Annotated in this window: 10 protein-coding genes; 2 read left to right on the top strand and 8 right to left on the bottom strand. The window is 65.7% G+C overall.

All coding sequences use genetic code 11. The features are described from left to right. The 5 genes from CV770_RS32410 to CV770_RS32430 all read right to left on the bottom strand — a co-directional run. Positions 1–237 (bottom strand): transposase (locus CV770_RS32410; RefSeq protein WP_146101390.1); only part of this gene is annotated, 237 nt, incomplete at its 3' end. 212 nt (positions 238–449) lie between these two features. Next, positions 450–1,637, bottom strand: a complete 1,188-nt coding sequence (locus CV770_RS32415; RefSeq protein WP_283811423.1) for a DegT/DnrJ/EryC1/StrS family aminotransferase — start codon at positions 1,635–1,637, stop codon at positions 450–452. An 11-nt stretch (positions 1,638–1,648) separates the two neighbouring features. Beyond that, positions 1,649–2,653, bottom strand: a complete 1,005-nt coding sequence (locus CV770_RS32420; RefSeq protein ID WP_038949052.1) for a Gfo/Idh/MocA family protein — start codon at positions 2,651–2,653, stop codon at positions 1,649–1,651. 181 nt (positions 2,654–2,834) lie between these two features. After that, positions 2,835–4,247 carry a mannose-1-phosphate guanylyltransferase/mannose-6-phosphate isomerase gene (locus CV770_RS32425; RefSeq protein ID WP_201760142.1) on the bottom strand — a complete coding sequence of 471 codons (1,413 nt, stop codon included), beginning with the start codon at positions 4,245–4,247 and terminating at the stop codon, positions 2,835–2,837. 7 nt (positions 4,248–4,254) lie between these two features. Then, positions 4,255–5,244 carry an NAD-dependent epimerase gene (locus CV770_RS32430; protein ID WP_104465243.1) on the bottom strand — a complete coding sequence of 330 codons (990 nt, stop codon included), beginning with the start codon at positions 5,242–5,244 and terminating at the stop codon, positions 4,255–4,257. A 225-nt stretch (positions 5,245–5,469) separates the two neighbouring features. Between CV770_RS32430 and CV770_RS32435 the strand changes: the two genes are divergently transcribed. Continuing rightward, positions 5,470–6,429 (top strand): lysylphosphatidylglycerol synthase transmembrane domain-containing protein, encoded by a 960-nt coding sequence (locus CV770_RS32435; RefSeq protein ID WP_104465244.1) that lies wholly within the window; start codon positions 5,470–5,472, stop codon positions 6,427–6,429. Then, entirely contained in the window at positions 6,426–7,460 is a 1,035-nt protein-coding gene (locus tag CV770_RS32440) for an MraY family glycosyltransferase (RefSeq protein ID WP_502693630.1), read from the top strand. Before CV770_RS32435 ends, CV770_RS32440 begins: the two co-directional genes overlap by 4 nt. On the opposite strand, the gene CV770_RS32445 is transcribed toward CV770_RS32440, so the two are convergent. The 3 genes from CV770_RS32445 to CV770_RS32455 are packed head-to-tail and all read right to left on the bottom strand — an operon-like array spanning position 7,448 to position 11,528. After that, positions 7,448–8,395, bottom strand: coding sequence for an NAD-dependent epimerase/dehydratase family protein (locus CV770_RS32445; RefSeq protein ID WP_104465245.1), 948 nt, complete (start codon positions 8,393–8,395; stop codon positions 7,448–7,450). The genes CV770_RS32440 and CV770_RS32445 overlap by 13 nt on opposite strands. Next, positions 8,392–9,612 carry a glycosyltransferase family 4 protein gene (locus CV770_RS32450; protein WP_201760143.1) on the bottom strand — a complete coding sequence of 407 codons (1,221 nt, stop codon included), beginning with the start codon at positions 9,610–9,612 and terminating at the stop codon, positions 8,392–8,394. The genes CV770_RS32445 and CV770_RS32450 overlap by 4 nt, the downstream gene beginning before the upstream one ends. A gap of 2 nt (positions 9,613–9,614) precedes the next feature. Further along, positions 9,615–11,528 carry an SDR family NAD(P)-dependent oxidoreductase gene (locus CV770_RS32455; protein ID WP_201760144.1) on the bottom strand — a complete coding sequence of 638 codons (1,914 nt, stop codon included), beginning with the start codon at positions 11,526–11,528 and terminating at the stop codon, positions 9,615–9,617. Between the last annotated feature and the right edge of the window lie 2 nt (positions 11,529–11,530).

The following is an 11,530-nucleotide window of genomic DNA, read 5'->3' on the forward strand; positions in this document are numbered from 1 at the left end:
CTCCAGTTCGCGCTCCGAAAGACCGTAGAGCGACTGCAGCAGCACCGCGCGAAACAGCACAAGCACCGGATAGCCTGGACGACCGGGGCTCCCTTCATCCCGCAAATGGCCGATCAGCTTCTCGAACGGGTACCACTTGACCAGGCCAGCCAACCGATCCAGCGCCGCATTGGCGCCGGCGCCCTTCGGCATCAGCGCTTTCACAAAGCTCGGCTGTCCTGTCCGCTTCACCGCCATCGATACCTCCAAGGCTTTGACCTAGGGAATCACAACTGGCGGATTACGCAACAGGCCCCTTGTGGGAGAGGGCAGCGCCGCAGGAAGATACAAACTCAATCGGGTGAGGGGTCTCTCTCCACATCGAAAGCGCGGAGAGAGACCCCTCACCCGTCTCGCCGCTGGACGCGGCGAGCCACCCTCTCCCACAGGGGGAGAGGGAAGAAGCATAATCACCCCGCAATCGCGCCGCGGACGGCGGCGATGATTCGCTCCTGGTCGGCTTCGGTCAGATAGGCGTGCATCGGCAGGCTGATGACATCCTGCGACAGGCTTTCGCAACCGGGCAGGCCGCCCTCGGCCACCGGATATTGCTTGTAGGCGGTCTGCTGATGCATCGACTTGCCGTAATAGATCGCGGTCGGCACGCCCTGGGCTTTCAGCGCGGCAGCGAAGCCGTCGCGGTCGGTGCCCTCGGGGAGGCGGATGGTGTACTGCGCCCAGACCGAGGTATTGCCGGGGCTGAGGCGCGGCACGGTGACCACGTTGGACAGGCCGCGCGCGTAGCGCTCCGCGACCTTGTTGCGGGCTGCGATCTCGTCGTCGAAGATCTTCAGCTTCTCGATCAGGATCGCGGCCTGCATGGTGTCGAGCCGACCGGTGAGGCCGAGGCGGACGTTGTCGTATTTGTCGACGCCCTGCCCGTGAACGCGGATGCTGCGCAAGGTGGCCGCGAGCTCGTCGTCATCGGTGAAGATCGCGCCGCCGTCGCCGAAGCAGCCGAGCGGCTTTGCGGGGAAGAAGCTGGTCGTGGTGGCGAGCCCGAAGGTGCCGAGCTTGCGGCCCTTGTAGCTCGCGCCAAAACCTTGCGCGGCGTCGTCGATCACGAACAGGCCTTCGGCCCTGGCGATCTCGGCGATGGCATCGTGGTCGGCGGGCTGGCCGAACAGATCGACCGGAATGACCGCAACCGGCTTCAGGCCGGCCTTGCGGGCGGTCGCGACGCCGCGCTTCAGGGACTCCGGGCTCATGTTGAAGGTCGTCTCGTCGACATCGACGTAGACAGGGGTCGCGCCCATCCGTGCCGCCGGCGACGCGGTCGCGATGAAGGTGAAGGACGGACACAGCACGGCATCGCCGGGACCGACGTTCTTCGCCATCAGCACCATGAGAAGCGCGTCGGTGCCGCTGGCGCAGCCGATGACGTGCTTGGCACTGCTATAGGCCGCGAGCTGCTTCTCGAGCTCGGTGACTTCAGGGCCATTGACGAACTGGCAGTGGTCGAGAACGCGCTTGACCGCGGCATCGAGCGAGGCGCCGAGCCGGCGGCGCTGCGAGGCGACGTCGATGAAGGGAATGGGTTCGGAACGCAGATGCTGGTTCATGACCTGGCTCTTGGCGCCTTCTTGAATGGTCGACATGGATGAAGGGTTCAGCCGGCGACGCGGCGCGGGCCCTTGAGGGCGGGCGATTTGGCCGCGGGCCGTGACGGCGTCTCCAGGCATTGCGTGGCGATCTCGAGGCTGGCGACGCCTTCGTCGCCGGTGACCGCCGGCGTCTCGCCGTTGCGCACCGCCTTGAGGAACGCGATCAGCTCGGCGCGGAGCGGCTCGTCATGTCCGACCGGCAGATGCCGCATCGAATAGCTGCCGTCGGGCTTGAAGCCGAAGCACTCGGTGACCTGGCGCGTGAGCAGATCGCCCATCACATATTTGCCGCGGGTCGCGACCGTGACGCTGCGCGCCTTGAACGGCGTCAGCCAGTTGGTGTTGATGTGCGCGAGCACGCCGCTCTCGGTGCGGAACTGCAGCAGCGCGATGTCCTCGCGCTCAGCGACCGCGCTCGACAATTGCGGCTGCACCTCGACGATGTCGGATTCGGTGAACCAGCGGATCAGATCGATGTCGTGCACGGCGAGGTCGATGACGACGCCGACATTGGACATGCGCGGCGGGAACGGGCCGACGCGCGTGATCGCGATGGAAAGAATGTCTTCGCCAGCGATCGCCTGCTTGACGGCGGCAACCGCCGGATTGAAGCGCTCGACATGGCCGACCATCAGCGTGACGCCGGCCTTTTGCGCGGCAGCGACGATCTCGCGGCCCTCCTCCACCGTGGATGCGATCGGCTTCTCGACCAGAACATGAATGTTCTTGGCGATGCAGGCGAGCGCGACCTCGTGATGCAGATGGGTGGGAGCTGCGATGGTGACGGCGTCGATGCCCTCGGCGAAGAGCTGGTCGAGCGTCTCGAAGCTTGCGCAATTGGCAAGTTCCGTCGCGCGTGTGCGATGTGCCGGCGAAGGATCGACGACGCCGACGAGGCTGACGCCGGGAAGACCCGCAAGCACGCGCGCGTGGTTGCTCCCCATCACGCCAGCGCCAATGACGCCAACGCGCAAGCCGGCCTTTGCCGGTGCAGACCCTTTGGAACTCATCTGAGCAAACCCCGATTCAACGCAAATCCCCGCCGCGCTTCTAGCACGGACGCCACATTTGTGGCGAATGCCGCCCTAGCGGCCCGGACACGATTTGATTCAAAAAGTTACACGTTCCCCGGGCCTTAAGCCGAAAAGTATGGCTTCTTTGGCCCGGGTCGCGTGATTCGGAGTTTGCTGGTTACGACCTTTGATAGTCGTCTTCAATCCGGATGATGTCGTCTTCCCCGAGATAGCTTCCAGTCTGGACCTCGATCAGTTCCAGCATGATTTTACCGGGGTTCTCCATCCGGTGGACGGCGCCCATCGGGATGTAGATCGACTCGTTCTCGTGCACCGTCTTCACGGCCTCGTTGACGGTGACGCGGGCGGCGCCGCGGACCACGATCCAGTGCTCGGCACGATGATGGTGCTTCTGCAGCGACAGCCGCCCGCCCGGCTTCACCACGATGCGCTTGACCTGGTGGCGCTCGCCATTGTCGACGGACTGATAGCTGCCCCAGGGCCGGTGCACCTTGAGATGCTCTTCGGTGACCTTCGGCGCGACCGCCTTCAGCTTCGTGACGAGACGCTTCAGGCCGTTGGCATCCTTCTGGCGCGAGACCAGCACCGCATCCGCGGTCGCGACCACGACGAGATCGTCGACGCCTTCGAGCGCGACCAGCGCGGAATCGGTCGTGACGTTGCAGTTGCGGGAATCCTCGAACACGGCGGCGCCGTGCGACGCATTGCCTTGCGCGTCCTTGTCGGAGAGCTCCCACACCGCGTGCCAGGAGCCGACATCGGACCAGCCGCAGGACACCGGCACCACCGCGGCGCGCGAAGTCTTCTCCATCACGGCATAGTCGATCGAGATCGCCTTGGCCGCGCCGAACGCCTCGGGCTCCAGCGTGACGAAGCCGAGATCGCGGCCGGCATTGTTGACCGCGTTGCTGACGGCCTCGACGCTTCCTGCATCGACCCTGCGATATTCGTCGAGCAGCACGCTCGCCGGGAACATGAAATTGCCGCTGTTCCAGAGATAGCCCGAATTGACGTAGTCGGAGGCCTTCACCGCGTCCGGCTTCTCCACGAAGCGCGCGACCGCATGCACCTCGCCGGAGATCACCTCGCCCGGGTTGATATAGCCGTATTCGGTCGCCGGCCGCTCCGGCTTGACGCCGAAGGTGACGATGCGCCCGGTGCTCGCGGCGTTACGGCCCTCGCGGCAGGCGGCAACGAAAGCGGCATTGTCCTGCACGACGTGGTCGGCGGCGAGCGCAAGCACGATGGCTTCACTGGCGCGGTTCTGCGCGAACACGGCGCCGGCCGCGATCGCGGGACCGGAATCGCGACGCATCGGCTCGAGGATCACGTCGGCCTCGATGCCGATCTCGGCGAGCTGCTCCAGCACCATGAAGCGATAGGACGCGTTGGTGATGACGATCGGCCGGTCGAACAGGGAGGGATCGGAAACGCGCTGCAGCGTGTCCTGGAAGGTCGAGCGGGTGCCGAACAGCGGCAGGAACTGTTTTGGCCGCACCTCGCGCGAAGCCGGCCACAGCCGCGTGCCGGCGCCGCCGCACATGATCAGGGGGATAATGCGTTTGTCCATCGTCATCTCAAACCTTGAAGTAGTCCCGATACCAGGTGACAAAATTATGGACCCCATGCTCGATCGGCGTTGACGGTGCAAAGCCGGTGTCGCGCATCAGGTCCTCGACATCCGCGAACGTTTCCAGCACATCTCCCGGCTGCATCGGCAGCAATTCTTTGATCGCCGTCCGGCCCAGCTCCCGCTCCAGAAGCCCGACGACGTGCATCAGTTCCTCCGGATGGTGATTGCCAACATTGTAGAGCTTAAACGGCGCATTTGCGGCAGCCGGATCGTCCGCAGGCACAAGATCGATCAGCTTGGATACTACACGTGTGACATCATCAACATAGGTGAAGTCGCGACGCATTCGGCCATGGTTAAACAGCCGGATCGGCTTGCCCGCCATGATGGCGTTTACGAACAGGAACATGGCCATGTCGGGCCGTCCCCATGGCCCGTAAATGGTAAAGAAGCGCAGGCCCGTGACCGGCAGGCGATAGAGATGGCTGTAGGACTGCGCCATCACCTCGTTCGCCTTCTTGGTCGCGGCGTAGAAGCTCACGGGATGGTCGGTCCGGTCCGCAACCGCAAATGGCAATTTTGTGTTGGCGCCATAAACGGAGGATGACGAGGCGTAAACGAGATGACGACAGCCGCTGTTGCGGCAGCCTTCGAGCACGTTGAGAAAGCCCACCAGATTGGAATCGGCGTAGGCGTGCGGCTGCTCGATCGAGTAGCGCACGCCGGCCTGCGCCGCGAGATGCACGACCTCCGTAAAACGATGTTGCGCAAACAGCGCCGCCATCGCCTCGCGGTCGGCAAGATCGGCCTCGACGAAGGAGAAGCGGGCGTCACTCTGCAACAGCGCCAGGCGCGCCCGCTTCAATGCTGGATCGTAATAGCTGTTGAGATTGTCGAGCCCGACGACGGTGCGGCCTTCGCCCAGGAGCTGCCGGGCGACGTGAAAGCCGATGAAGCCGGCGGCCCCGGTGACCAAAATCGCCTGATCCGTCATCCTGTTCCCTGGGGATCCCTAGCCCGATCCTGTTTAGCCGTCACCTCAAGGTGATCGCAATAGGCCCGCCGCGGCTCATGCGCTCCATAATGCCCCTCCACGAGGGCTCATGAGAGCCCACGAGAGCTATTGCAAGATCGGCGCCAAAACCATACCAAAGCGGCCGAATTCGGCGCTCGCGTCGGGTTGCCTCAAATCTTCGCAAACCCTGTTCATGCGGGCGAGATGCGCCGAATCCTGCTGTCGACGGCCAAAATCCTGATTTCCGCGGCGCTGCTCTATCTGGCGCTGCGCAAGGTCGATCTGTCCGAACTGTTTTCGCGCTTCACCGTGACCAGCCTGTTCTGGATCGGCGCCGCGATCGCGGTCACCTTCCTGCAGATCTTCGTCGGCGTGCTGCGCTGGCGCGAGATCAGCGCCGTCTGCGGCGCGCCGCTCGAGCTCGGCCGCGCCATGCGCTACAACGTAATCGGCTCCTTCTTCAACCAGACCCTGCCGTCGGCGATCGGCGGCGACGCGGTCCGGCTCTGGCTGGTCGCGCGCGCCGGCGCCGGCTGGCGTGCGGCGACCTACTCGATCTTCGTCGACCGCGCGATCGGCTTGATCGCGCTCGCGATTCTCATCGTCGCGAGCCTGCCCTGGAGCTACACCCTCATCACCGATCCGCACGGGCGCTCGGCGCTGCTGCTCATCGATTTCCTGGCGCTCGCCGGCGGCCTCGGCTTCCTGGTTTTCGGCGCGCTGAAATGGCGCTGGCTGAAGACCTGGTGGGCCACGCATCACATTCACGCCTGTGCCGTGATCGCGAACCGCGTGATCTTCAGCCGCAGCCGCGGACCGATCATCGCAATCCTGTCGGTGCTCGTTCACGTGCTCGCCGTCGTCATCGCCTGGTGCGTCGTGCAGTCGATTGCGGCCCCGGTTCGCTTCAGCGACGTCTTCCTGCTGGTGCCGCCCGTAATGCTGATCACGATGATGCCGATCTCGATTGCCGGTTGGGGCGTGCGTGAAGCCACGATGAGCCTGGCGTTCGGCTTCGCCGGCCTGGCCGCCAACGAGGGCGTCAACGTCTCGCTGCTGTTCGGCGCCGTGTCCTTCATCGTGGGCGCGTTCGGCGGCCTGGTCTGGATCCTCAGCGCGGAGAAAGCCGCGCAGGGGTCGGCGCCGATCGGAGTGCCGGAGTGACGACCCTCGTCGCGGGTCCGGACCTTGCGGCCGGGCTGGTGCTGTTCGCGCTCGCGCCGGCCGTGCTGGCTGCACTGATCTCCGCCTGCATCACCTGGTGCAGCATGCCGCTGCTGCAGCGTTATGCACTGGCGCGTCCGAACGCACGCTCGTCGCACAAGATACCAACCCCGCAGGGTGCGGGCATCGCGGTTGTCGCGGCCACGCTGCTGGTGGCTGCGTCCTGGGCGGCCTGGACGTACGGCGCGGTTCCCTTGCCTCTGATCGGCTCCGCCGTCGTGATCGCGATGGTCGGACTTGTCGACGACATCCGGCCCCTGCCCGTGCTGCTCCGCCTCGTGCTGCAGGCGGGAGCCGTGGCCGCCGTTGTTTTCACGACACCGGAGACCGCACGCATCGTGCCGGCGCTGCCGCTGGCGCTGGAGCGCGGCCTCATCCTGCTCGCCGGCATCTGGTTCGTGAACCTCGTCAATTTCATGGACGGGCTCGACCTGATGACCGTGGCGGAGGTGGTGCCTGTCACGGCCGCGCTCGGATTGCTCGGATGGTATGGCGACCTCTCGCCATCCGCGGCGCTGCTCGCCACGGCGCTATGCGGGGCCATGCTCGGCTTTGCGCCGTTCAACCGCCCAGCCGCAAAGGTCTTCCTGGGCGATGTCGGCAGCCTGCCGATCGGCCTCTTGCTCGGCTGGTGCCTGCTCGAGCTCGCCTGGCACGGACAGCCCGCCGCGGCGCTGCTGCTGCCGGCCTATTACCTTGCGGATTCCACCATCACGCTGTTTCGCCGCATCATCAGGCGCGAACCATTCTGGTCGGCACACCGCACGCACTTCTATCAGCGCGCCACCGACAACGGCTTTAAGGTCAAGCAGGTGATCGGCGAGGTGTTCGCGCTCAATCTCGTGCTGGCATTGCTTGCCATCGTCAGCGTTCGCGCCGGCTCGACGACGGTCACGATCGTCTCCCTGATCGCAGGCGCGGTCGCGGTCGCCTTCGTGCTGCGGCGCTTCTTCCGCCCTCAGGCATCCTGAGCCGACAGCGCCAGCCGCAACCCCTCGTCGAGGGACACCTGCGGCTGCCAGCCGGTCGCGAGCGCCTTGGAGATGTTGAGCTCGAGCGAGCCGATCAGGCTGTCATGCGTATCCTGCCGGCCCATGACATTGAGCAGCGTGCTGAGCAGGCCCGGCGGCACGCCGAATAGCCGCAGGCTCTTGCCGGACGCTTGGGCCAGACGGGTGATGAATTCGGGCGTCGAGACCTGCTCCCGGTCGGCGACGAGGAATATCTCGAAATTGCTGGCGGGATCGGGATGGCCGAGCCGGCGCAGGATGAACGACGACAGATTCTGCACGGCAAGGAAGGCGCGTTGGTTGCGGATCGCGGCAACGGGCAGCGGCAACCCGAGCTGAACCGCGCGCGTCAGCAGCGCAAAATTGCCCTTGGCGCCCGCGCCATAGACCAGCGGCGGCCGGATCACCGAGATCTTCATGTCGTTGTCGCGCGCCAGCGTCCTCAAGCCCGCTTCGGCCGCAGCCTTGGACATGCCGTAGAGGCCGCGCGGCGTCAGGATGTCGCTCTCGCTGAACGGGGCGCGGCCCTCGTTGCTACGGCCGTGCACGAGCACGGTGCTGATGAAGACGAACTGGCGCACGCCGGCCGTCGCCGCACAGCGCGCCAGATGCAGCGTGCCGGCGATGTTGACGTTGCGGTAGAGCTGGACCGCATGCTCCTCGTGCTTGTGGTGCACGCGCGCGGCGAGATGAACGACTGCGTCGACGCCTTCCAGCGCGGCTTGCCAAGCGGTCTCCGGACCGATCGTCTCGATCACCACCTCGTCGTCGGCACCTTCCGCGCGACGGACCGCGCGGCGGACCGACCATCCCTCGCGCTGGAGCGCCGGCACGACATGACGGCCGACGAAGCCGCTCGCTCCCGTCACCAGCACGACCGGTTTCTTCTCGCTCATCGTTGCTCCGAAAGGTTCGGGGTGTGCAACAATTCGTCGATCACACCGGCATAGGCGTTCATCGCCGTCGTCCGGTCGAATCGCAATGCCGTCCTCACCGCGCGCTCCGTCATCGCATCGTCGTTGGAACGGGACGCCCCGCAGATCGCCGCGGCGAGCTGGTCCGGGCGGCCCGGCGTCACGACCCAGCCGAGCCCGTTCTCCACCACCGTCAAGGCCGCCTCGGCCTCCGGCTCGGACACCAGCACCACGGGACGGCCGACCGCCAGCAGATTGTAGAACCGGCTCGGCACCGACACCCCCGCAACGTCCTTCCGGTACGGAATGATCCAGAGATCGGCGGATGCCAGCAACGCCTCGAGCTCGGCATCCTCGACCCGTCCGACAAAGGAGACATTGGGCAGGTTCGCCGCCGCCTGCAACTGCTTCAGCCGTTCGAAGCCGATGCCCCAGCCGGACAGTAGGAAGTGAATGTCGGCCTCGTCCTTCAGAAGCCGCGCCGCCTCAAACACGATCTCCGGATCGTGGGTGAAACCGAGATTGCCCGACAGGCCGACGATGAAGCGCGCGGAAAGCGCCTTACGGAACGGGTTGTCCGAATCGACCGGCCGCGGCGCGGGCACGAGCGTCGCCCAGTTCGGGATGAAGCGGATCTTGTTCCGCGTCATTCCGGCATAGCTCAGCAGCGGCCGCTCAGCGTCGCGGCCGATGGTGATGACGGCATTGAGCGCGCGGAACATCAGGCTGTTCGCGGCGCGCATCGTCCGCGTCATGAACGAGCCCGGCTTCAGCAGGCCCGCCATCACCAGCACGTCGGGAAAGAGGTCGTGCATGATCAGCGCGGAGCGTGCGCCCTTGAGCCTGGCTGCCGCTGCCACTGCGTAAGGCAGCATGAACGGGGCGGTGACGGTGAGCACGACGTCGCCTGCCTTGAGCTCCCGCATCAAGGCGAAGAACGTGCGCGCCGCGAACAGCAGCTCCGACACCCCGCGCCGCACCAGCGCCGCCTTGCCCGCCATGCGGTTCTTGATTGCGACGACGCGCGGCTTGCCCGGGCCGCTCTGCAAGTCCGGCAACCCGCCCGGCCAGCCCGAGAGCACGACCACCTCGTGCTCGGCGGCGAGACGGCATGCAATCTCGGCCATGATGGCCGCCGTCGTGCTGGTATCCGGCGGATAATGCTGGCTCGCGACGACGATCTTGCCTCGAGGCTGCATGGTTAGGCCGCGGTCGACCCGAATTCGGGCACCGCATCCTTCAGGATGGTCCTGATGGTGGCGCGATCGTCGCGCGCGATCGCCTGCTCCAGCGCCGCGATCCATTTGCGCAGCGTCTGCATCGGCGGCTCGTTCGGCTGCGCGGCCATGATCCCGGCAACGCCGATCTCGCGGGTCGGCTCCTCGGTGGCGAACAGGATCTCGTGCAGGCGCTCGCCCGGCCGCATGCCCGTGAACACGATCTCGATATCGTAGCCGGGCTGCAGCCCGGAAAGGCGGATCATGCGCTCGGCGAGATCGACGATCTTCACCGGCTGGCCCATGTTGAGCACGTAGACCGAGACGTCGGGACGGTGTGTTCCGAGCGCATGCGTGGCCGCGGTGATGACGAGATCGCAGGCCTCGCGAATGGTCATGAAGTAACGGACCATATCGGGATGCGTCACCGTCACCGGCCCGCCGGCCTCGATCTGGGCCTTGAATTTCGGCACCACCGAGCCGTTCGAAGCCAGCACGTTGCCGAACCGGACCGAGATCAGCCGCATCGGCGGCTTGGCGCCGTGCGCCCCGGCTGCGAGATCGTGATCCAGCGCCTGGCAGTACATCTCCGCAAAGCGCTTGGTCAGGCCGAGCATCGACACCGGCTCGATCGCCTTGTCGGTCGAAATCATCACCATGGCTTCGGCGCCGGCGGCAACGGCGGCATCCGCAACGTTGATCGAGCCGAAGATGTTGGTCTTGACGCCCTCGCTCCAGTCGCGTTCGAGGATCGGCACGTGCTTGAGCGCGGCGGCGTGGAACACGATGTCCGGCTTGAACCCGGCCATCAGGCGCATGATGCGCTCGCGGTCGCGGATGTCGGCGATGCGCCCTTCGATCTCGGCGGCCGCGCCTCGCGCGGCGAGCGCTTCCGTGATGGCATAAAGCGCGGGCTCGGAGTTTTCCACGATCAGGAGCCGCGCGGCGCCGAAGGCGACGACACGCTCGCAGATCTCGGACCCGATCGAGCCGCCGCCGCCGGTGACGATCACCGCCTTGCCGTTGATCAGCGCTTCCAGGCGCGCATAGTCGATCGTCTCGCTCGGCCGCAGCAGGAGGTCCTCGACCGCGACGGCCGTGAGCCGCGGCGTATCCCCGCTCTCGAGCGAGGGCATCCGGTTGACGATCAGACCCAGCTTGCGCGCCCGCATCAGGATCGATTCCGGACGCGCTTCGGGCTCGAATGCCGACGGCGTCATGACGAGGCGCGCGATCGGCTTGTTGCGCTTGGTGAAGTCGGCGATGATGTCCTCGACGTCGTCGATGCCGCCCAGCACCGGCACGTTGCGGATAAACTGGCCCCGATCCGAGCTCGACGGCGACAGCACGCCGACCGGCCAGATGCGCTTGATCGCCCCGCTCTCGATGCCGCGCAGGAGCACCTCCGCATCCGCGGCGCGGCCGATCAGCAGCGTCGGCGCGGCCTCCTCGCCCCTGGCGTGACGCCGTACCCGCGTATAGCGGAAGTAGCGGTAGGTCATGCGCAGCGCGCTGAGGAACGAGATCTCGAGGAACCAGTAGAGGACGATCGTCACCTTGCCGAGGAAGAAGGCACCGCGGACGTTGGGGGCGACGAAGATGTAGTCGAGCACCAGCAGGGCGACCGTCAGCACGGTCGCGACGCGAATGATGTTCAGCGCGTCCGGCAGCGAGATGAAGCGCCATTTCGTCGTGGTCAGGTTGAAGATGAAGAACACGACCACGCTGAAGGCGAGGAAATAGGGCAGGATCTGGAACAGCAGCGGCAGGCGGTCGAAGAAGCCGTCGCCACCCTCGAATCGCAGATAGAAGGCGGCAAAAAGCGCCGCCGCGGTCGCCAGCAGGTCGTGGAGCGCGATCAGGAAATTGCGCAAGGTGAGATGCGAAAGACGCGTCATCC

Origin of the sequence: Bradyrhizobium sp. AC87j1 (assembly GCF_002936975.1) — a bacterium.
Classification (GTDB): domain Bacteria; phylum Pseudomonadota; class Alphaproteobacteria; order Rhizobiales; family Xanthobacteraceae; genus Bradyrhizobium; species Bradyrhizobium shewense.